Annotated in this window: 21 protein-coding genes; 11 read left to right on the top strand and 10 right to left on the bottom strand. The window is 56.1% G+C overall.

Going from position 1 to position 22042, the window contains the following annotated elements:
- Positions 1 to 10 precede the first annotated feature (10 nt).
- From GC087_RS07550 to GC087_RS07535, 4 genes are read left to right on the top strand one after another with little or no spacing between them, the layout of a single operon-like run.
- Positions 11 to 1063: an ABC transporter permease gene (locus GC087_RS07550; RefSeq protein ID WP_033740830.1), complete on the top strand. Its 1053-nt coding sequence runs from the start codon at positions 11 to 13 to the stop codon at positions 1061 to 1063.
- Positions 1063 to 1755 (top strand): D-allulose 6-phosphate 3-epimerase, encoded by a 693-nt coding sequence (alsE, locus tag GC087_RS07545; RefSeq protein ID WP_324030208.1) that lies wholly within the window; start codon positions 1063 to 1065, stop codon positions 1753 to 1755. The genes GC087_RS07550 and alsE overlap by 1 nt, the downstream gene beginning before the upstream one ends.
- Positions 1752 to 2648 (top strand): allose kinase, encoded by an 897-nt coding sequence (alsK, locus tag GC087_RS07540; RefSeq protein ID WP_324030206.1) that lies wholly within the window; start codon positions 1752 to 1754, stop codon positions 2646 to 2648. The genes alsE and alsK overlap by 4 nt, the downstream gene beginning before the upstream one ends.
- Positions 2645 to 3604, top strand: coding sequence for a ribokinase (locus GC087_RS07535; protein ID WP_324030204.1), 960 nt, complete (start codon positions 2645 to 2647; stop codon positions 3602 to 3604). The genes alsK and GC087_RS07535 overlap by 4 nt, the downstream gene beginning before the upstream one ends.
- 45 nt (positions 3605 to 3649) lie before the next feature.
- On the opposite strand, the gene nudK is transcribed toward GC087_RS07535, so the two are convergent.
- The 3 genes from nudK to GC087_RS07520 form a co-directional block, all read right to left on the bottom strand.
- Positions 3650 to 4228, bottom strand: a complete 579-nt coding sequence (nudK, locus tag GC087_RS07530) for a GDP-mannose pyrophosphatase NudK (RefSeq protein ID WP_033740833.1) — start codon at positions 4226 to 4228, stop codon at positions 3650 to 3652.
- 162 nt (positions 4229 to 4390) lie between these two features.
- Entirely contained in the window at positions 4391 to 5863 is a 1473-nt protein-coding gene (gene ansP / locus GC087_RS07525; protein ID WP_033740834.1) for an L-asparagine permease, read from the bottom strand.
- Positions 5864 to 6135: 272 nt separating this feature from the next.
- Complete coding sequence (locus GC087_RS07520; RefSeq protein WP_006118378.1) at positions 6136 to 6408, bottom strand: YdgH/BhsA/McbA family protein; 273 nt, start codon at positions 6406 to 6408, stop codon at positions 6136 to 6138.
- A gap of 250 nt (positions 6409 to 6658) precedes the next feature.
- On the opposite strand from GC087_RS07520, the gene narQ reads away from it, so the two are divergent.
- The 3 genes from narQ (at position 6659) to acrD (ending at position 12442) form a co-directional block, all read left to right on the top strand.
- Positions 6659 to 8347 (top strand): nitrate/nitrite two-component system sensor histidine kinase NarQ, encoded by a 1689-nt coding sequence (gene narQ / locus GC087_RS07515; RefSeq protein WP_324030202.1) that lies wholly within the window; start codon positions 6659 to 6661, stop codon positions 8345 to 8347.
- 180 nt (positions 8348 to 8527) lie between these two features.
- Positions 8528 to 9160, top strand: a complete 633-nt coding sequence (locus GC087_RS07510; protein WP_033740837.1) for a response regulator — start codon at positions 8528 to 8530, stop codon at positions 9158 to 9160.
- Between the two features lie 165 nt (positions 9161 to 9325).
- Complete coding sequence (gene acrD / locus GC087_RS07505; protein WP_324030200.1) at positions 9326 to 12442, top strand: multidrug efflux RND transporter permease AcrD; 3117 nt, start codon at positions 9326 to 9328, stop codon at positions 12440 to 12442.
- Positions 12443 to 12568: 126 nt separating this feature from the next.
- Here the strand turns inward: acrD and GC087_RS25820 are convergent, their stop codons facing one another.
- The gene (locus GC087_RS25820) at positions 12569 to 12616 is read right to left on the bottom strand and encodes a hypothetical protein (RefSeq protein WP_227008733.1); all 48 of its coding nucleotides are present in this window, start codon (positions 12614 to 12616) and stop codon (positions 12569 to 12571) included.
- Between the two features lie 401 nt (positions 12617 to 13017).
- On the opposite strand from GC087_RS25820, the gene GC087_RS07500 reads away from it, so the two are divergent.
- The 3 genes from GC087_RS07500 to GC087_RS07490 all read left to right on the top strand — a co-directional run bounded on the left by GC087_RS07500 (position 13018) and on the right by GC087_RS07490 (position 14726).
- Complete coding sequence (locus GC087_RS07500; protein ID WP_324030198.1) at positions 13018 to 13386, top strand: ArsC family reductase; 369 nt, start codon at positions 13018 to 13020, stop codon at positions 13384 to 13386.
- A gap of 1 nt (position 13387) precedes the next feature.
- Positions 13388 to 14515, top strand: coding sequence for a succinyl-diaminopimelate desuccinylase (dapE, locus tag GC087_RS07495; RefSeq protein WP_006120418.1), 1128 nt, complete (start codon positions 13388 to 13390; stop codon positions 14513 to 14515).
- 67 nt (positions 14516 to 14582) lie between these two features.
- The gene (locus GC087_RS07490) at positions 14583 to 14726 is read left to right on the top strand and encodes a YpfN family protein (protein WP_416383435.1); all 144 of its coding nucleotides are present in this window, start codon (positions 14583 to 14585) and stop codon (positions 14724 to 14726) included.
- 37 nt (positions 14727 to 14763) lie between these two features.
- Here GC087_RS07490 and ypfH read toward each other — a convergent pair whose 3' ends face one another.
- From ypfH to dapA, 6 genes are all read right to left on the bottom strand, one after another.
- Positions 14764 to 15444, bottom strand: coding sequence for an esterase (ypfH, locus tag GC087_RS07485; protein WP_006120422.1), 681 nt, complete (start codon positions 15442 to 15444; stop codon positions 14764 to 14766).
- Positions 15445 to 15517: 73 nt separating this feature from the next.
- Positions 15518 to 17485, bottom strand: coding sequence for a tRNA(Met) cytidine acetyltransferase TmcA (locus GC087_RS07480; protein WP_324030194.1), 1968 nt, complete (start codon positions 17483 to 17485; stop codon positions 15518 to 15520).
- Positions 17482 to 18351: a KPN_02809 family neutral zinc metallopeptidase gene (locus tag GC087_RS07475; RefSeq protein WP_039339910.1), complete on the bottom strand. Its 870-nt coding sequence runs from the start codon at positions 18349 to 18351 to the stop codon at positions 17482 to 17484. Before GC087_RS07475 ends, GC087_RS07480 begins: the two co-directional genes overlap by 4 nt.
- Before the next feature lie 129 nt (positions 18352 to 18480).
- Complete coding sequence (purC, locus tag GC087_RS07470; protein ID WP_033740988.1) at positions 18481 to 19194, bottom strand: phosphoribosylaminoimidazolesuccinocarboxamide synthase; 714 nt, start codon at positions 19192 to 19194, stop codon at positions 18481 to 18483.
- Positions 19195 to 19337: 143 nt separating this feature from the next.
- Complete coding sequence (gene bamC, locus GC087_RS07465) at positions 19338 to 20369, bottom strand: outer membrane protein assembly factor BamC (RefSeq protein WP_324030192.1); 1032 nt, start codon at positions 20367 to 20369, stop codon at positions 19338 to 19340.
- 14 nt (positions 20370 to 20383) lie between these two features.
- Entirely contained in the window at positions 20384 to 21262 is an 879-nt protein-coding gene (gene dapA / locus GC087_RS07460) for a 4-hydroxy-tetrahydrodipicolinate synthase (protein WP_110268135.1), read from the bottom strand.
- Positions 21263 to 21372: 110 nt separating this feature from the next.
- On the opposite strand from dapA, the gene GC087_RS07455 reads away from it, so the two are divergent.
- Complete coding sequence (locus GC087_RS07455) at positions 21373 to 21987, top strand: glycine cleavage system transcriptional repressor (RefSeq protein WP_375093515.1); 615 nt, start codon at positions 21373 to 21375, stop codon at positions 21985 to 21987.
- The last annotated feature ends 55 nt before the right edge of the window (positions 21988 to 22042 follow it).

Here is a 22042-nt window from a genome sequence, read left to right as displayed (position 1 = left end):
AGAAACAGATATGAAAAGATTCGCTGCGTTAAAACCGGATGGCACCAATGTTGGCCTGCTGCTTCTGATTGCCTTCTCGCTGGCGCTGTTCGGCATTCTGTTACCCGGCCGCTTTTTTACCGACGCCACTTTCCTCAGCATGGCGTTCCAACTGCCGGAACTGGGCTTACTCACCCTGGCGATGTTTATTGCCATCCTGAGTGGCGGACTCAATCTGGCGATTATCACCACAGCCAATCTGACCAGCCTGTTTATCGCCTGGGTCTTACTAAACAGGGTGCCGGACGGGGCCGGAACCGCTCAGCAACTCGTGTGGTTACTGCTGGCAGTACTGGGTGCGATGCTGATTGCTGCACTCATTGGCCTGATTACCGGCGTCATGGTAACGCGTATTGGCGCACATCCCATCCTGGTGACGCTGGCAACCATGATCACGATTAACGGCATCGGTATCTGGCTGACCAAAGGCGCGGCGGTAAGCGGTATGCCTCCCGTTGTAAGGGCTCTGGGTGCCGATACCTTACTGGGCGTGCCGTTGCCCCTGTGGCTCTTTCTGCTGGCGGCCGCCCTGCTGGCCCTGTTTCTGGGCAAAACCCGCGCCGGTAAGTGCATCTATATGGGCGGCAGCAACATCAACGCGACCTGGTTTAGCGGCATCAACACGCACCGTATGGTGATGCTGGTATATATCCTTTCCAGCCTGTTGTGCGTACTGGCGGGGCTGGTGATGATGGCGCGCTTTAACTCCGCCCGCATGGGTTATGGCGATGCCTATCTCTTACTCACCGTGCTGGCCATCATCCTTGGCGGCACCGATCCCAATGGCGGCTTTGGCCGGGTCACCGGCGTCGTGCTGGCGCTGATCGCGCTACAAATTCTTTCCACCGGGTTCAGTCTGATGAACATCAGTCCGCACGTCAGCCTGGCAATGTGGGGCGCGGTATTGATTGTGGTGCTGGCCGTTAAACAAGGCAAAGCCCGACTAAATGAAAGCCGGGCCGTAACGCGCAGCAAACGTTTAAGCGCGGCCCTGAATCCCTTGACTGAGAAAAAGGAAGTATAATGCGTATTCAAATCTCGCCGTCATTAATGTGCATGAATCTGATGGAGATTAAACAGCAGCTGGCGGTCCTGAACACCCGCGCTGATTTCCTGCACGTTGATATCATGGACGGGCATTACGTCAAAAACATCACGCTGTCGCCGTTCTTTATTGAGCAAATTCGTCCGCATACGCCCGTAGCGATAGACGTTCACCTGATGGTGGAACAGCCGACCGATTTTATCGAGGCCGTCGCGAAAGCGGGAGCAGACTATATCTGTCCGCATGCAGAGACCATCAACCGCGATGCCTTCCGGGTGATCAACCTGATCCGCAGTCTGGGGAAAAAGCCGGGCGTGGTTTTAAATCCCGCTACGCCCGTGTCGTTTATTCATCACTATATTCATCTGCTGGAGAAGATCACCGTAATGACGGTCGATCCGGGTTATGCCGGGCAGTCATTTATTCCCGAGATGGTGCAGAAGATCCAGCAGCTTAAGGCCCTGAAACAGGCACAGGGCTATGACTTCCTCATCGAAATTGACGGCTCCTGTAATCAACGAACCTACCGCACGCTACTGGAGGCCGGCGCAGAAGTGCTGATTGTCGGCACCTCAGGCCTGTTCAACGTGCATGACGATCTCAGCACCGCCTGGGACATGATGCGCAGCAGCATTGATGCCGCACAGGGACTGGCACAGGAGTCTGCATGAAACAACGCTGGCTTGGAATGGATATCGGTGGCACCAGCACCCGACTGCAACTGATGGAAGACGGCCAGCACTGGTGCGGATTCCGTAAAATAGCGACCGCCAGTTGGGCACAGCAAACGGATGCGCTTTACGCCCTGGGCGATGTGATTATTGACACGCTGGCGTCACAAGCGATTAGCGGCGTAATGCTCGGGCTCCCGGGTATTCTCAGCCGCGATCGTCAGCAGGTTATCTCGTTACCCTTTATTCAGGCACTGGATGGGCAACCTGTGGCAGCCCAGTTGAGCAAGCGACTGGGCGTGCCGGTCGCCATGGATAAAGACGTCAACCACCTGATGTTATGGGATCTGCTACAGCTTGATGCCCTGCCCGACAACGCGGTGGGATTGTATCCCGGCACCGGTTTAGGCAATAGCCTGTGGCTGGAAGGCCGCTTTTATCATGGTCATCATGGCGGCGCGGGTGAACTGGGGCATATTCCCCTGCCCGGCAATGACCTGCCCTGCCCGTGCGGCAATCGCGGCTGTGCGGAAACGCTGATCTCCGGTCACTGGCTGAGCCAGTGGGCGGCGACGCATCAGCCGGACACCGCCCTGTCACAACTGTTTACGCGACACGGGGATCATCCCGATCTGCAGGCCTTCGTCCAGCGGCTGGCGCACCTGATCGCCAGTGAAATGAACATCCTCGATCCGGAATACCTGATTCTGGGCGGTGGCGTGCTGGCGATGGCCGGTTTTCCGCTGGCGCAGTTACAACACCACATTCAGCGCAGTTTGCGGCCACCCGTCACGCGCCACGGTTTACGGATCGTGTTCAGTCATGCCACCGATTACACGGGCTGCCGTGGTGCCTGCCTGGCTGCCGAACGCCACTTTGGGGAGCGAAAATGAAAGGCAAAGTCTGTGTGTTTGGTTCATTCAATCTGGATATTGTCGCCGGTATGCGCCGCTTTCCCCTGCCGGGCGAATCGCTGATTGCTCAGCACAGCATGATGGGACCGGGCGGTAAAGGTGCGAATCAGGCCACCGCCGCACTGCGCGCGGGCGCCCGGGTGCACTATATTGGCAAAGTGGGCAAGGACGACTCTGGTGTGTTTGCCCGCCGCCATCTGGAAAAAACCGGGTTTGATGCGATTACACTGTTCACCTGTAAGGAGAAACCCACCGGCAATGCGTTGATCTACGTTGCCGGAAACGACGCCGAAAACATGATTTCCGTCTATCCGGGCGCCAACCTTACCGTGACGGCGGCGGAAGTCACGCGCTGCAAACCCACCGTCGCGGCGGCGGACATTCTGCTGGTCCAGCTCGAGAACAACCTGAGCGCGATACAGCGCATGATTGATAATGCGCGGGCCGCCAATACCTTTGTGATTCTTAATCCCGCGCCGTTTCAAAAAATCAGCGATACGTTGCTGGCAAAAGTCGATCTGCTGACCCCGAACAGTACGGAAGCGAGGCTGCTGACCGGCATCAACGTCAACGATATCCGCAGTGCCCGGCAGGCGGCAGAAATTCTGCATCGCAAAGGGGCGCGCCAGATCATTATTACACTGGGGACGGCGGGTGCGTTACTGTCTGACGGCCAGCAGCAACGGCATATTCCCGTGTTTCCTGCCACCCCGCTGGATACGACCGGCGCGGGCGATGCGTTTAACGGCGCGCTGGCGGCCAGGCTCGCGGCAGGCGTTGCGCTGGATCAGGCGGCGCTGTATGCGGCCGCGTTTGCCTCATTATGTGTGGAGCGACCGGGTGCGGCCCATTCGATGCCTTCGTATGCCGAGGCACTGGCGCGTCTGCAGGCGCACCCGGAGTGCGTCGCCGACCGCGTGATGACGTGCGTATAAAGCGGAAAGCCGATGCGATGGTTTGCGCATCGGCTTCGTGCAGGATTACAGCGTTAGCCAGCCTGCGATCAGGGCGTGCTGCAATAACATGATGGTTTTACCATCACGAATGCGTCCGTCTTTCACCCACGCCATGGCCTGAGGAAAAGGCATTTCCAGCACATCAATGGCCTCATCTTCAACACCGCCACCAGCGTTCTCGCGCAGTGATTCGTGATATTCCGCCGCAAAGAAGTGAATCAGTTCAGTGACGCCGCCCGGTGACATGTAGACCGAATACAGTTTTTCGACCTCGCCTACCGCATAGCCGGTCTCTTCAATGGCCTCTTTACGGATGCAATCCTCTGGCGAGTCGTCATCCAGTAAGCCCGCGCAGGCCTCAATTAACATTCCGTCTTCATTACCGTTCACGTAGGTCGCCACGCGAAACTGGCGCGTCAGCACCACACTGTTTTTTTCACGGTTATAGAGCAGAATTGTCGCACCATTGCCGCGATCGTACACCTCGCGTTTGTGACGCACGACGTCGCCATGGCTGTCGGTTAGCTCATAGGTGATGTTACGCAACACAAACCAGTTCTCAGACAGCAGCTTATCTTTGATGATAGTGATTCTGGACGACATAGGCGCTCCGCAAGTGAGAAGGGAGCCAATGATGATAGGTCGTGGGATGCAAGAAAACTATCTGAATTACGTGTCTGCGCACGCAATCATCAAGACCGCCAAAAACACCGAAAAAAAATGCCAGCACGCAGGCTGGCATTGATATCTCAGGCAAGATCACCGTCAGGATGATTTGCCATCGTGCTCGTGATGCTCGTGCTCCGTGGCGGCAATTTCGTTAACGCGCTTACGCACACCAAACCAGCCCAGAACCAGAATCACCGCAATCAGCGGAATAGAGGCAATAGTGTACGTGCCGTTTGGATAGTCAAACGCCATTAAGACCAGCACGCTGAACAGGAACAGCAGCGTCAGCCAGGAAGTGAAAGGCGCGCCCGGCAGCTTAAAGCTGACGTCGTCGGCCTTGCCTTCTTTAATAGCTTTGCGCAGACGCAGCTGGCACAGCACGATAAAGCCCCAGGACGAAATGATCCCCAGTGACGCGACGTTCAGGACAATCTCGAATACCTGTGACGGCACATAGTAGTTGAGTATTACGCCGACAACATAGACGCAAACGGTAACCAGAATCCCGGCATAAGGCACCTGCTGGCTGCTCATTTTTGACATGAATTTCGGTGCTGAGCCGCCCATCGACATGGAGCGCAGAATACGGCCTGTCGAGTACAGACCGGAGTTCAGACTGGACAGCGCGGCGCTGAGGACCACGATATTCATGATGCTGCCGATATACGGCACGCCCAGTTTAGAGAAGAAGGTCACAAACGGACTTTGCCCGGCCTGATAGGCATTCCACGGCAGTAACAGCACCAGCAGCACCACGGAACCGACATAGAACAAACCGATACGCCAGATTACGCTGTTGATCGCTTTCGGCAGCATGGTTTCCGGATCTTTACACTCACCTGCGGCCGTGCCCACCAGTTCGATCGAAGCGAAGGCAAAGACCACCCCCTGCACCAGCACCAGCGCCGGTAACAGGCCGTGCGGGAACAGGCCGCCGTTATCCGTGACCAGGTGGAAACCTGTTGCATTGCCGTCCAGCGGTTTACCGCTGCCCAGGAACACCACGCCGACCACCAGAAATATCACTATCGCCAGCACCTTGACTAACGCGAACCAGAACTCCATTTCGGCAAACCACTTTACGCCGATCATGTTCATGGTACCCACAATCGCCAGCGCGCCCAGGGCAAACACCCATTGTGGGACATCGCCAAACGCGCCCCAGTAGTGCATATACAGTGCCACGGCGGTGATATCGACAATCCCGGTCATGGCCCAGTTAACAAAATACATCCAGCCTGCCACATAGGAGGCTTTTTCACCCATAAACTCGCGTGCATAGGAAACAAAGCTTCCACTGCTGGGACGGTGTAAAACCAGTTCGCCCAGCGCGCGCAGAATGAAGAAGGAGAAAATGCCACAGACCAGATAGATTACCGCCAGAGCGGGACCCGCAGCCTGTAAGCGGGCACCTGCGCCCAGGAACAGACCTGTACCAATTGCGCCACCGATAGCAATCATCTGTACGTGACGATTACCCATGGCTTTCTTATAGCCGGAGTCGTGGGAATTGAGCCAGCGTCGTTTCGCAGCGCGCATGTCTGCTGCGGTTTTCTTCGTAGATTTCATAGCCTTCCTGTTTGTCCTGACCATAAGTCATCGCGCATCCAAACGATTGCGTTTAGCAGTGCGAAATGGGTTTTCTTCCTCTGTGCGTTTGCCTGTGAGTTAACGAAAAGCAGCGCGGGAATTTACGGCGATGAATCCTAACCGTTATGCAACATCGAAGCAAAATATACCGAGGAGATAAGCCGGACGATTTGTAAAAAACTTTTCTGAGATCACAAAAAAACCGGCCGACAGGCGACCGGTAAGGGCTACAGGGAAGGTAACAGAGGGGTTTAGCGGTAAATTTCGGCAGTGCCGGTCCACAGGCTGGAGTCGCCGGGGTTATCAACCCCGATGACACGGAAATGGCGGGCACCTTCTGATTTGGCCTCCTGCGAAAGCTGGCGGGTGACATCATCCAGAGAGCCGTTCACATTTGTCACCGAGACGCTGCCGATACGTTGCAGCCCCTGGGCTTCCTGCCGGTCCACTGCCGTGGCAGCAAGAGTAGAGAATGAAGCAGTGGCCAACAGAGCAGCGCTAAGGTACACAGGTAATCGTTTCATACTTCCTCCTGAACTTGCGTGGGTCACTGAGTAAAACATGGTGTTGAGTATTAGCGAGGCAATGAAAGCCAACATGTGCAAGGTGTAAAGCTATGGCAGTAATGTTCATCCGTAAGTGGACATTCCTGGGAAACGTCAACGGGGGTGAGTTTGCGTACACAGCGCCGCTGTTTTCGAGCATTTTGTAATAAGTCGTCGGGTGTCTCTGGCACCGCTCTTATGATTCCCTGTCAGTAAAGGTGTTATTGTCGTGATTGTTAAACGCTCTGTTAGCAGAAGTATCGCGCTGTCGTTAACGTGGATTGTCTTGCTGGCGTTACTGACGACCGGCCTGGCGCTGCTGACGCTTTCCAGTAGCCTGCGCGATGCGGAAGCCATTAATCTGGCCGGATCGCTGCGAATGCAAAGTTACCGCCTGGCCTGGGATGCCAGAGCAGATCCGCATCTGCTGACGGCGCACCTGGCGCAGTATCAACAAACGCTCGATGCCGCCGTGTTACAGGAACTCGATCGCCCCTGGGTGCCGCGCAAGGTTATTAATCACTATCAGCGTTTACGCGAAGGCTGGCCCGGTCTGGCACAGCATCTGCAGGCGAACGCGTCAGATGCCTGGCGGCAACAAATGCCCAACTACGTTGACGAAATTAACCGCTTCGTACTGGCGCTACAGCGCTACGCCGAACTGAAAATGCGCGTCGTGGCCATCAGCAGCCTGACGGGCGTGATCGCCATTGTTGCGCTCGCTCTGATGACGATCCGCTTTACCCGCCAGCAGGTCGTTAAACCCCTCAATGCACTGGTCAGAGCCAGCCGCTATGTGGAAAGCGGCAATTTTGCCTTTCCGCCCCTGCATGTGCAGCAGCAGAACGAGCTGAAAGTCCTGTCACAGACTTTCAGCAGCATGGCTGCACAATTACAGTGCCATTATCAGCAACTGGAACAACGGGTCCGCGACAAAACCCGGGACTTAACCCAGGCGAATCATACGCTCTCCTTACTCTATGAAAGCTCACAAATCCTGACCAGCCGTTCGCTGCAACCGGCGCTTTTCGATGATGTGCTGAACCGCATCGTCGGCAAAGAGAATATTGCCTTCATTCAGCTTCAGGGCGAGCAGTTTACCTGTGAGGCGGGCCAGCACGATCCCGCGCTGGCCTGGCAGCATTTACCGCTGAAACAGGACGATCAACGTGTTGGCACGCTGCGCTGGCAAACCGGCGGCATGGCCCCTTCCGCCGCGTTAATGGGCAGCCTGGCCGCGATGCTGGGACGGTCGATCTGGATCTGGCAAACCCAGAAGCAGTACCAGCAAATGCTGCTGATTGAGGAGCGCGCCACGATTGCACGTGAACTGCACGACTCGCTGGCGCAGTCACTGACTTACCTACGGATACAGCTGATGCAGCTTCGGCGCAGCCTGTCCGCCTCCGATCAGTCGGCACAGGCGATCATTGCAGATTTTGATCGCGAACTGGCAGAGGCTTACCGCCAGCTACGCGAACTGCTGGCGACCTTTCGTCTGACGATCGAAAAGGCCGATCTGGAGGCTGCTCTGCACGTGATGATTGCGCCGCTTCAGTCTCAGACTGTCGCTGATATCCGGTTGACCTGCCAGCCAGGCCTGCAGCAACTGGATGCCCGGCAACAGGTCCACGTCCTGCAAATTGCCCGGGAAGCCGTCCTGAATGCCATTCGCCATGCGAATGCCCGTTTGATTACCGTCGACTACCAGATCACGGATACAGGTGAGCATTCACTGACAATCACTGATGACGGCACGGGCATGATCAGCACAGAAGAACCTCCGGGGCATTATGGTTTCATCACCATGACCGAGCGCGCAGCATGCTTGTCTGGCCAGTTAGACATTCGTTCGCAGCCGTGTGGAACACAGATTGTGTTGCGCTTTCCACCGCGTCCGGCATCAGAGATTGACTAACCGCACGTAACACGGCTTTACTTTTATTGCATCTCGCATCACAGGGCATGTGGCAGATCAACGGCAGGCCATCGGGTTAATCATTACAATGACAGCACCACAGAGGGTCGCTGCAGCCGCCGCTTGACGAACCGCATTGCCCATGCGACAACCTGCAGCGTCAGGTGACAGGGAGAAAACATGGAACAACCGACTTTAACAATCATGATTGTGGACGACCATCCGCTTATGCGTCGCGGTATTCGGCAGTTACTGGCGCTTGACCCGACGCTTCAGGTCGTCGCGGAAGCCAGCAACGGCACCGAAGCACTGGCTGAGGCCCGTCGCCTGACACCAGACGTCATCCTGCTCGACCTGAATATGAAAGGGTTGTCGGGCCTGGACACGCTGAAAGCGCTTCGTCATGAAGGCATCCACTCGCGGATACTGGTGCTGACGGTGTCGGATGCGCGCAGTGATATCTTCGCCATGGTGGATGCGGGAGCCGATGGGTATTTGCTGAAAGACAGTGAACCGGAAATCCTGCTAAACCAGATCGTACAGGCCACACAGGGCGAAAATGTCTTTAGCGAGGCGGTCCGGCATTCGCTCGCGACGCGTCACAACAGCGACGATCCGTTCCGTTTGCTGACCGAACGCGAACGCGACGTGCTTCAGGAAGTGGCGCGAGGCCTGTCCAACAAAGCCGTTGCTGATACCTTACAAATTTCAGAAGAGACGGTGAAGGTACATCTTCGTAATATCCTGCGCAAACTTGAGGTTCGCTCACGCGTTGCGGCGACCATCCTGTGGCTTGAACGTCGACATCGTTGAGAAAAAGCGCGCCAATTTACACATTCTTTATAATTTCTCCACTTTTCAAACCCTGCCCGCACGTAAAGTAGTCGCCTGGTCGTGCGTGATGTCATGGAATACTTTCGTACGTTACGCGCTGCATCGGTCATATTAATAATAAAAGCAGTGAGGAGTGCCGATTCCATGTCGAATTTCTTTATCGACCGCCCTATTTTTGCCTGGGTTTTGGCAATTTTATTGTGTCTTTGCGGCACGCTCGCCATTATTTCGCTTCCCGTTGAGCAATATCCCGACTTAGCGCCGCCCAACGTGCGTATAACCGCGACCTATCCTGGTGCCTCGGCGCAAACGCTGGAAAATACCGTTACCCAGGTTATCGAACAGAATATGACCGGTATCGATAATCTGATGTATATGTCCTCGAACAGCAGCAATACCGGCCAGGCGCAAATCACCCTCACCTTTACTGCCGGCACCAATCCCGACGAAGCCCGTCAGCAGGTCCAGAATCAGTTACAGGCAGCCCTGCGCCAGTTACCTCAACCGGTGCAGTCACAAGGTGTGACCGTCAATAAAACCGGTGACAGCAATATTTTGATGGTGGCATTTGTCTCCACTGACGGCAGCATGAACAAACAAGATATTGCTGATTATGTCGCCAGTAATATTCAGGATCCCATAAGCCGAATTGATGGTGTCGGTGAAGTGGATGCCTACGGCACACAATATGCCATGCGCATCTGGCTCGATCCCTACAAGCTGACCGCCTATGCCCTGACCACCGATGATGTGGTGAATGCCATCAAATCCCAGAACACTCAGGTGGCCGTCGGCCAGGTGGGCGGTTTGCCGGCAGTCAATAATCAGGCGCTGAACGCCACGGTGAACGCGCAGTCGATGCTGCAAACGCCCGACCAGTTTAAAGCGATTACCCTGAAGAATAATCCCGATGGCTCCGTGGTCACGCTGGGCGATGTCGCAACGGTGGCACTCGGCGCTGAAAAATACGATTCCCTCAGCCGCTACAATGGCCAGGCCGCCTCCGGACTGGGTATCAAACTGGCCTCCGGTGCCAACGAGATGAACACGGATAAGCTGGTGCGGGCACGTCTGGATGAGTTATCACACTATTTTCCGCATGGGCTGGAAGCGAAGATCGCTTATGAAACCACGCCTTTTGTCAAAGCCTCAATCACCGATGTGGTCAAAACCCTGCTGGAAGCCATTCTGCTGGTATTTGGCGTAATGTATCTGTTTATGCAGAACTTCCGGGCCACGTTAATCCCTACCATCGCCGTGCCGGTGGTGCTGCTTGGCACTTTCTGTGTGATCTTTGCCTTCGGCTACAGTATCAACACCCTGACCATGTTCGCCATGGTGCTGGCGATAGGCCTGCTGGTGGACGATGCCATTGTGGTCGTCGAAAACGTCGAACGTATCATGAGCGAGGAAGGGATCTCGCCGCGCGCAGCCACCCGAAAATCAATGGGGCAAATTCAGGGCGCGCTGGTGGGGATTGCGCTGGTGCTGTCCGCCGTCTTTATTCCTATGGCCTTTTTTGGCGGCACCGTCGGCGCCATCTACCGCCAGTTTTCGGTGACGATTGTCTCCGCCATGATCCTGTCCGTGCTGGTCGCAATGATCCTGACGCCAGCCCTGTGTGCCACGCTGCTCAAACCCATCGCCAAAGGTGAACACCACGGCGAGCGCGGCTTCTTCCGCTGGTTTAACTATCATTTCAACCGCAATGCCGATCGCTATGAGCGTGGCGTTGCCCGCATTCTGCACACTGGCGGCCGCTGGCTGCTGCTTTATGTGGGGATAATTGGCGTCATGGCGTTTCTGTTTCTTCACCTGCCTTCGTCGTTTTTGCCACAGGAAGATCGCGGCATGATTTTGACGCAGGTCCAGTTGCCCGCCGGTTCCAGCATGGATCAGACCTCGGCGGTGGTGGCCAAAGTGGAAAAATACTACCTGACGAAAGAGAAAGATAACGTGCTGTCGGTCTTCTCAACGATCGGTTCAGGCCCCGGAGGGAATGGACAAAACGTCGCGCGTCTGTTTATCCGTTTGAAAGACTGGGATGACAGACCGGGCGCCGATCGTACCTCGTTCGCCATCATTAAGCGCGCGGGTAAAGCCTTTAAACACATCAATGAGGCCATGGTCATTGCGAGCAGCCCGCCGGCTATTACCGGGTTGGGTAGCTCATCGGGCTTCGACCTGGAGATACAGGATCATGGCGGCATCGGGCATGACAAGCTCATGGCCATGCGCGACATGCTACTGGACAAAGCCAGCAAAGATACGCTTCTGTCCCGTGTCCGTCATAACGGCCTTGATGACAGCCCACAGTTGCAAATTGATATTGATGAGCGTAAAGCGCAGGCGCTGGGCGTGTCGCTGGATACCATTAACGACACGCTCGCCACCGCCTGGGGCTCAAGCTACGTGAACGACTTTCTGGATCGGGGGCGGGTAAAAAAAGTGTATGTGCAGGCTGATGCGCCCTATCGCATGCTGCCCGATGATATCGACAAATGGTACGTGCGTAACAGCAGTGGCACCATGGTGCCCTTCTCGGCCTTTGCCACCAGCCGCTGGGAAACGGGCTCGCCGCGTCTGGAACGCTATAACGGCTACTCCTCACTGGAGATCGTGGGAGAAGCCGCAGAGGGCGTGAGTAGCGGTACCGCGATGAACGAAATGGAGAAGCTGGTTGAATCCCTGCCGCTCGGTGTGGGCTTCCAGTGGACGGGTGCGTCGTATCAGGAGCGGTTGTCCGGCTCTCAGGCTCCGGCGCTGTACGCCGTTTCGCTGCTGGTCGTGTTCCTCTGTCTGGCGGCCCTGTATGAGAGCTGGTCGATTCCGTTCTCTGTGATGCTGGTTGTGCCGCTCGGTGTGGTCGGCGCCCTGATCGCCACCTGGACGCGCGGGCTGGAAAACGACGTCTATTTCCAGGTCGGCCTGCTGACCGTTGTCGGGCTTTCGGCGAAGAACGCCATCCTGATTGTCGAGTTCGCCAACGAGCTTAACAGCAAGGGCGGCGAGCTGATTGAATCCACGCTTGCGGCTTCACGCCAGCGTCTGCGCCCGATCCTGATGACTTCACTGGCCTTTATCTTCGGCGTCCTGCCAATGGCGATCAGTAGCGGTGCAGGATCAGGCAGTCAGCACTCTGTGGGCACCGGCGTGATGGGGGGAATGATTTCCGCCACGCTGTTAGCCATCCTGTTTGTACCGCTGTTCTTTGTGCTGGTGCGTCGTCGTTTCCCGCTGAAAGAGAAACATCCCGACTAACCTGCCCGCCTTTCTGGCGAACCAGACAGGCAAAAAAAACGGCCTCTGGAAACAGCGGCCGTTTTATTTCTGTGTGTGGTAAGAACTGCAGCAGAGGGGAAAGTGCCCTGCTTTTCTCGTCACGTGTTACTTGTTACGTAACATCGCTTCGATAAATTCTTTCCAGTTCCCCATTTCGGTGTCAATCATAGAACCCTCTCTTATTGTAGTGGCAATATTACGCCTTTTTTTTCGCCTGGTGAATACGTTTACACCTGTTAGTACTATCGGCAAAGACGCAAAAAAGCTGAGTCTTTTCTGATTTGCTGGCTGACGCACATTTCAGCAAACCCTTAGCCTGACAGGTTTCGCGGGGTGCTTAACCAGGACGTAGCCTAAAAATGGCATTTAAGGAAATTCTTAAAGGAGAAGTGATAAACCAGGAAATCATTAGCGCTCAAACTGAAACCTTTTACGTACACCTCAGGGCTGTCTGTTTACGTATTTTATTCGATGCGGAGCGCCGCTGGCGGATGCTGCATAAGATCACACTATGGTAAACTGCTCAGCGCATTTTTACGGGACAGGAGTAGGCGATGAGCGGGCAATGGGTGATGTTTGGCATTAAAAATTGCGACACAATCAAAAAAGCACGGCGTTTTTTAGAGGTGGCCGGCGTGGATTATCGCTTTCATGATTACCGGGCTGACGGCCTGACCGACGAACAGCTCCAGCAGTTTATCGATGCCCTCGGTTATCAGGACCTGCTGAATACGCGCGGTACCACCTGGCGCAAGCTGCCCGAATCCGAGCGTGACAGCATTACGGATGCCGCCAGCGCCAAAGCGTTGATGCTGGCGCAGCCCGCGATCATTAAGCGCCCTGTGCTGCGCACCGCCGATGGCACCTTGCTGCTGGGTTTCAGTGAAACCCTTTACCAGAATCTTCTTCAGGAGAAGTCATAATATGTTTTGTCCGGTCATTGAGCTGACGCAGCAGCTTATTCGTCGTCCCTCTCTCAGCCCCGATGACGCCGGATGCCAGGCGCTGCTGATTGCCCGCCTGCAGGCAATCGGCTTCCACATCGAAACCATGAATATCGACGACACGCTGAACTTCTGGGCTACGCGCGGTGAAGGGGAAACCCTGGCCTTTGCTGGTCATACCGATGTGGTGCCACCGGGTGACGCCAGCCGCTGGATCAATCCGCCATTTGAGCCGACCATTCGCGACGGCATGTTGTTTGGTCGTGGTGCTGCCGACATGAAAGGCTCGCTGGCCGCCATGGTGGTTGCCGCAGAACGTTTTGTCGCAGTCAATCCTCACCATAAAGGGCGACTGGCGTTTCTGATTACCTCTGACGAAGAAGCCAGCGGCACCAACGGCACGGTCAAAGTGGTCGAGCGGCTGATGGCGCGTAACGAACGTCTGGATTATTGCTTGGTCGGCGAACCCTCCAGCAGCGAAATCGTGGGCGACGTCGTGAAAAACGGCCGCCGTGGCTCGATTACGGCTAACCTGACGGTACATGGGGTACAGGGCCATGTGGCCTACCCACAGCTGGCCGATAATCCGGTACACCGCGCGATGCCCGCGCTGAATGAACTGGTGGCAACCGAATGGGATCAGGGCAACGCGTTCTTCCCGGCCACCAGTATGCAGATCGCCAATATTCAGGCAGGCACCGGCAGCAATAACGTGATCCCCGGTGAACTGTTCGTGCAGTTCAATTTCCGCTTCAGTACCGAACTCACCGACAGCCTGATCCAGCAACGTGTGGCAGAACTGCTGGATCGCCATCAGTTGCGCTACACCATTGAATGGAAGCTGTCCGGTCAGCCCTTCCTGACGTCACGCGGTAAACTGGTGGATGCCGTAGTCAACGCCGTTACGCACTATAATGAAATTAAGCCGCAGTTGCAGACGTCTGGTGGCACCTCTGATGGGCGTTTTATTGCCCGCATGGGGTCGCAGGTGGTCGAACTGGGGCCTGTGAATGCCACGATTCACAAAATCAACGAGTGCGTGAAAGCATCCGATTTGCAGATGCTGAGCCGGATGTATCAACGCATCATGGAACAATTGATCGCCTGACAGCGAGGAAAGGAGCAGGCCTGTGGAGTTTATTAAAGATTACTGGTGGATCCTGGTGGTCCTGCTGATGGTCGGTGTGCTGATGAATGTGTTTAAGGATTTGAAACGCATCGATCACAAAAAGTTTATGGATAACAAGCCCGATCTCCCGCCTCATCGTGATTTCAACGACAAATGGGATGACGACGAAGACTGGCCGAAGAAGAAATAACGCGTTTGCGCCCTCGCGGTCGCGAGGGCGTGCCCGGTTACATTGTCATAATCACATCATCATCGCCGGGTTTAGCCCCGCCCAACGCCTCGTCAAAGTAGCGTTTCGGCACCGTGTACTGCAGATGATGCAGGGCAAAATTCATGCTGCGGTGGTCGATGGCGTGGGCCAGATCGTCCACAACATTCAGCGTGACGTCACCGCCGAGTGCGGTTAAACGCTGTTCGGCCTGATGAGCATGTGCCAGTGGCACGCGGTCATCATAATCGCCATGAATCAGATGCACCGTCGTGCGGGTGCTGGCGCTCTCCGGCAGGGTAATAAAACGTCCGCTGAACACCACTGCGCGGCCCGCCAGATCGTTGTGCGCTTTGATGCCCTCCAGCACCATGCTTCCGCCCTGTGAAAACCCGACCAGCGCCGTGGCTTCCGGACTTATGCCGCTCTGCTGCTGCCAGTGACGAACGGACTCAACAAACTGCGGCATACTGGCGTTAACGCACTGCTGCTCGCTTTTATCATGAAGTCCGGCCTCACTAAACCATTGACCGCCAGGCCCTGGCGATCCCACCGACACGACCAGCGCCGCAGGGAAGGTTTTCGCAAACCAGCTGCCAATTTCCCCCATGGCGTCAGGGTTATCACCCACGGCATGGTAAAGCAAAAACAGCTGGGCAACTTTTGGGGGTTGCTGAACAATTACATATCTCAGTGTCATATCGACCTCCTGCTACTACTCTACGCGCCCTGGCGCAGGATCATATTGGGAATATTTGAACGAGTTGGTGGATTTATTGCAATTGCTGACGAAACCCTTCACCATCAATGCTTTGCAACGCCAGAAGTGCTTCTGCGGCTTCCGCGCGCAGTGCGGTGATTAACGCCTTGCGTCCGTTTAGCTGCGCGGTCTGCGCCAGCCGGGACAGATTGGTGTCGGCCCTGACGGCCTGCCTGAGAAGGCGTAACGGAGCCGGGCTGACAATGACCAGACGCTGGAGCACCGCCAGACTTGCTTCAAACGGGCGTTGTGCCCAGGCGAACCCGGCTGCGAGCCGGGCATCAAACGGGGTAAACGCGCAGTCATCGGCTGCGGACAAGGGCAATGCCAGTGGTATATGTGCGCTGAGAAATGACCAGTCCCGCGCCAGCTGCTGCGCCGCTTTCTGCTGCAACTGCCTGCCGGACGACGTCAGTCCCAGCAGCGCCATCGCGGCATAGCAACCACTGCTGGCTTCGCGCTGGCTGCCAATGCGCGCTAACGTAAAGCCACAGGCGCGCCAAAACGCCCATAACGCTTCAGTGTAGCCGAAACTCACCGAGATATAGTCGTATCCGGTCGCCGCCGCGCAGGCCGCCGTGACCAGTTGCCTGCCGGTTCCCTGACGGCGTCCGCGGGGTGCCACGGCAATCCGGCTGATACGTAAAGCCCGCAGCGTGGCGGCGTCGGTGAAACCGGCATGGGCCGCCAGTGACTGTGCCACCAGATTGCCGCGCGGCCGTCTGTGGCCCGCCCATACTGCCTGAGCTAACGCCTCGCTCAGTCCGCCCTCTTCCACCAGCCAGAGCGCGCCCTGCAATGCCGGGACAGTGCCCGCCAGCCACAGGTGCATACCTGGCGCATCCAGCAGGCGGCGTAAATCCAGCGGCGAGGTGCGATAATGAGCGCTGGTAAGCAGCTGATAAGCCGCCCGTAAGGCAGGCATATTCGTGCGTTCCGCCCGACGCGGACCGCCCACTTTCGCAGGGGGCATATCGGGCGTTTCTTCAAACAGTAGCGCCTGATTCAGCCAGTTTTCCAGCGGATCGTTGCGCGCCCAGCGCAGCGGTTCATCCAGCGTAAAATGGCGCACCTGCTCCAGCTCCGCACAAAACTTCAGCATAAAGCCACGTCCGCTGCCTTCATAACCCTGAATGGTCGTTACCAGCAACACGCGACGAAAACGCGCTACCAGCGCATGCAGCAGCGGTGCGGGAATCGCCGCCGCCTCATCGACAATAAGCCAGTCAACGTCTGGCACGGTTTCCAGAGCCAGAATGGCATCGGGCGCCATAAAGCGGTAGTGCTCACCCGCGAAGGCAGACAGGACGCCCGTAGCCACTTTTGCCGGGGCGGTAATAAGGCAACGTGTGTTCTGGCGGGCGAGCATCCCGGCCAGAGCCGATTTCCCTCTGCCGCGTGCAGCGGTCAGGACCGCCACGCCTGCAGAAAGGCCGTTCAGCTGACATAAGATTGTCTGCTGCTGGACGGTTGCCTGGCTGTGCCATTCCGGTAAGGCTGGCCAGTCGGGCACGTTAAGTGGCGACGGCTGCCGCAGTAAGAGTCCCTGCGCATCCTGTTCGATCAGGCGTTGCAGATGGCGGATAAAGTAAGGTGTGGCAATGGGTTCGCTGACGTCGGCCCAACGCAGGCTGTCCGCGTCGGGTTGCTGTGGCCACTGTCGCCACGGCGGCACTAACAGCAGCAGCCAGCTGCCAGCCGTCAGCGTGCCCGCCAGCGCGGCGAATGCCTCGGCATGAAAGCCCGATCGGGCATCGAAAACGGCATGATGAAACTCACGCCCCAGTAAGGTACGGAACGCCGCTGGCACACAATGCGGGCCGGGGCCGAGAGGGACGTCACTCAGACACAGCCAGTCGCCCGCCAGTGCGTCGAACCAGCGCGCAGCCATCGTCAGGCTGTAGTCAGCATCACCACTGATAACGGCTACGCGCCGTATGCCCGCCGACGCCATCGCGCGGCTGGCGGCCGCCAGCGTCATCCTTTACCGGCGAAGGTATCGCACTGGCCAGGATTGCCGGTGTCAAAGCCACGCTTAAACCAGGTATAGCGCTGTTGCGATGTACCATGGGTAAAGCTGTCGGGCACCACGCGCCCCTGACTTTTCTGCTGCAGGCGATCGTCGCCAATAGCTTCGGCGGCATTCAGGGCTTCCTGCAAATCGCCCACCTCAAGGATCTTCTCCTGTTCCATATAGTGGCCCCAGACGCCGGCAAAGCAGTCGGCCTGAAGTTCCATTTTAACGGACAGCTGATTGATCTGGCTTTGACTGGCGCCCTGCTGCATCTGGCGTACACGGGGCTCAATGCCCAGCAGCTTCTGCACATGGTGGCCGACTTCGTGTGCAATTACATAACCCTGCGCAAAATCACCGCCTGCGCCCAGTTTGTGTTTCATTTCGTCATAGAACGAAAGATCGATGTAGACGGTCTGGTCTGCCGGGCAATAAAACGGTCCCATAACCGACTGCCCGGTCCCGCAGCCGGTGCGCGTGGCACCGCGATACATTACCAGTTTGGGTGGCGTGTACTGCTTATGCATTTGTCTGAACAGCTTGTCCCAGGTATCTTCGGTCGTCGCCAGAATGACCGAGGTAAATTTGGCCGCTTCATCCTGATGGGGATCGGCGCTGCGCTGTTGCTGCTGCTGTTGGTTGCCCGGCGTCGCCTCGCCGCCCGTCAGCAACGGCGTCAGGTCATAACCGTAATAACCCGCGACGGCGACCAGAATCAGCATGATAATGCCCGCTTTACCGCGTGGCAGAGGAATGCGTCCTCCTCCCATGCCCGATGACTGATTACGGCGGTCTTCAACATTGTCGCTTTCGCGACGTCCTTGCCAGCGCATGTTTTGCTCCCTGTGGCCTGTTATGCAGATGGCATGATTTTAGTTGTGTGAGGCCGCAATCACCAGCTTTCCACCAAAATGAAAAAGGAGAGCCCGCGCTCTCCTTTTGTCGACAGACGAAGGGCAGACTCAGTCCAGCTTCACGCCCAGGCGACGGGCCACCGCTTCGTAAGCTTCAATCAGGCCACCCAGGCTCTGACGGAAGCGGTCTTTGTCCATTTTATCCAGCGTTTCTTTGTCCCACAGGCGCGCACCGTCCGGGGAGAATTCATCACCCAGCACGACCTCGCCTTTAAACAGGCCAAACTCCAGCTTGAAGTCCACCAGGATCAGCCCGGCATCATCAAACAGTTTGCTCAGTACGTCGTTCGCCTTGTACGTCAGCTCTCGCATCCGTGCCAGGTTTTCTTTACTGACCCAGCCAAAGGTTTCGCAGTAGGATTCGTTGACCATCGGGTCATGCTTCTCGTCATCCTTCAGGAACAGGTCGAACAGCGGGGGATTCAGTACCATGCCCTCTTCAACGCCCAGGCGCTTAACCAGCGAACCCGCTGCGCGGTTACGAACGACGCATTCTACCGGTACCATCTCAAGCTTTTTCACCAGCGCTTCGTTATCCGACAGCAGGGCTTCCATCTGCGTCGGAATGCCCGCTTCCTGCAGCTTCGTCATGATGAAATGGTTGAACTTATTATTGACCATGCCTTTGCGATCAAACTGCTCGATGCGGGCACCATCGCCTGCTGATGTATCGTTGCGGAACTCAAGTATCAGCAGATCCGGGTTATCGGTGCTGTATACGGTTTTCGCTTTACCGCGATACAACTCAGCTCGCTTTTGCATCTTATTAACTCCAAACATGAAAGATCCGGTTCTGAGGCAACATATTCAGGTCGATTGCCGTGACGCAATCGATTACCTCGACGTGCGCTATTATGCCAAAAAACAAAATAAAAAGGCCGGAGAATCTCCGGCCTGGGGTAATTTTATTTGTTCATTGCGGCCTGGAACACCGACACCAGCGCATCATTTTGCGCCTGCGTCAGCACATGGCCTTTAGGATCAATGAATTGCAGACTGGTTCGGTTATCGAGATCGCCAACCTGAACCTTGTAATCGCCGTTTGGCAGTTCAGGATCTTTGGCGCCAAGGCTGTCCCAGGTGCTGCTGCCCGGCGCTTTGTAGGTCACTTTCATGCTGCCGGTTGAACGGGTCGTGTCCGTGACGTCCATTCCGACGCGTTTCATTGCCGCAGGCAGGCGCTGCCAGGCGACGTTGAACGGCGTACGTAATACCAGCATAGGCAGGCCGGTATCATCCGCTGCACTCTGCACATCAATCGCACCGTTCACGCGGCCCGCTGCGGCGTTTTCATTCGCCGTGGCAACCTTGTCCATGCCCGCCGCAATCTCATTCAGCATCTGCGCGGTATAGCGTTGGATCTGCTCTGGCGAAGTGATGTTAGTGCCTTCCTGCTGCAGTTCCAGCAGACGCACGGTCAGCACCTGCTGATAGCTCTGTGATTTCACACTGATCTGGTAACGCCCGCGATATTGCTTGTCTTCATCTGCGCGGTTCCACTGCACCCAGTCGGTGGTCAGCTGCTGTCCGGCGTCATTGCGCGACGCAATCGGGAAGTTTTTCGCCTGCACAACGCCCACAACCTGCGACCAAATTGATCCACGGTTGTTGTCGAAAATCAGTGCGCCGGTGTTATTGCTGAACTGCGCGCGTGAGCCGTTCATCAAGGCCAGCGGCTGCGCCGGTGGACGGATATCCAGCTGCTTGCCAACCGGTGCCTGACTGGTTGACGGTGGGACATCGTATTCGCCGTTCTGAACAGGCAGAATCATGCCCGGCGGCGCTTTTAACTCACGCAGCCCGCTGGCCTGCAGGTAAGATTCATCACCGCTGACCTGGCGCTTATAACGCTGATCGTTCGAACAGGCCGACAACAGCATCAGGGTGGAAAGCCCCACCACCGTTGCAATCGTTGACCGCTTTACTGAGTAATTCATTCACACTCCCTAAATTATCGCAAACCCGCTTTCACCAGCGCCTGCTCCACTTTTGGCTGTGAAACCGCCGTCAGTGGCGTCATTGGCAGACGCAGCGTGTCATTAGCGATTAATCCTAGCTGTTTTGCCGCCCATTTAACCGGGATTGGATTAGGTTCACAGAAAAGCGTCTGATGCAGGTGCATCAGACGCTGATTCAGACGGCGAGCTTCAACGAAATTGCCCTGCTGTGCCAGTTTGCACAGTTCGGCCATTTCGCGTGCTGCTACGTTTGCCGTCACCGAAATGACGCCGTTACCGCCCAGTTGCATAAAGTCCAGTGCGCTGGCGTCGTCGCCACTCACCAGGATGAACGCATCATCAACCAGCTCTTGGATCTGGCTGACACGCGATAAGTTCCCGGTTGCCTCTTTGATTCCGATAATATTTTTGATTTCAGCGAGGCGGGCAACGGTTTCCGGCAACATATCACAACCGGTACGGGAAGGGACGTTATACAGCATCTGCGGCAGGCTGGTGCTCTCGGCAATCGCTTTAAAGTGCTGGTATAAGCCTTCCTGGGTAGGGCGATTATAGTAAGGTGTGACCGTCAGGCAGCCAACAACGCCTGAATTTTCAAATCGTTTGGTCAGCGAGATGCCTTCCGCTGTCGCATTGGCGCCGGTGCCGGCAATCACGGGAATACGCCCATCCGCCAGATCCAGGGTTTGCAGCACCACATCACCATGTTCTTCATGGCTCAGGGTGGCTGATTCGCCGGTGGTGCCGACGGAAACGATCGCCGCAGTACCGCTGGCGACATGGTAATCAATCAGTTTTTTCAAACTCGCACGGCAGACATTACCTTTGTCATCCATCGGCGTAACGAGTGCAACAATACTTCCCGTAAACATTGGCGATCCCCTCGACAAACAAGTGCTTCATGGTACGGTTTACACTTAGGGAAAAGCAAGCAAGCTCCGCTATTCCCGCGCTTGTCAGCAGTTTTTTTTATGTTTACCTTATGGTTATTAGCAAATGCACAGGGAATCCTATTTTGTCGCAATCTCAACCCCATCACTTGGTGATCACCGCTCTGGGTGTTGACCGTCCGGGTATCGTTAATACGATTACTCGCCACGTCAGCAGTTGCGGTTGCAACATCGAAGACAGTCGCCTTGCCATGCTTGGGGATGAATTCACATTCATTATGCTGCTGTCCGGCAGCTGGAACGCGATCACGCTGATTGAGTCCACGCTCCCGCTCAAAGGCGCAGAGCTGGAACTGCTGATCGTGATGAAGCGTACGCACGCTACCGCACGCCCACCGATGCCCGACACGGCCTTTATCCAGGTCGAGGTAGCTGACTCACCGCATATCATTGAGCGCTTTACGGATCTCACCGATAAGCACCAGATGAACATTGCGGAACTGGTTTCACGTATTCAGCCTGCTCAACACGGCAAACCCGCCACACTCTATATTCAGATGACGGCACACAGCCCGACGCGCAGCGACGGCCCGGCATTTGAACTGGCGTTTAATGCGTTATGTCAGGAACTGAATGCAGAGGGTTCGTTACGGCTTTACAGTCTGAGCGATGCGGACACCCACGAACTGGTTGTACCCGGCAGGTAAAGACGAGCGCCTCGCAGACTGTTCTGCTACGTTAAAAGTACGGTCAGGTGAGGAA

This window comes from Pantoea sp. JZ2 (assembly GCF_035191405.1).
Lineage (GTDB): Bacteria > Pseudomonadota > Gammaproteobacteria > Enterobacterales > Enterobacteriaceae > Pantoea > Pantoea stewartii.
The sequence above is the reverse complement of the archived record's forward strand: the minus strand, read 5'-3'. Positions and strand labels throughout refer to the sequence as shown.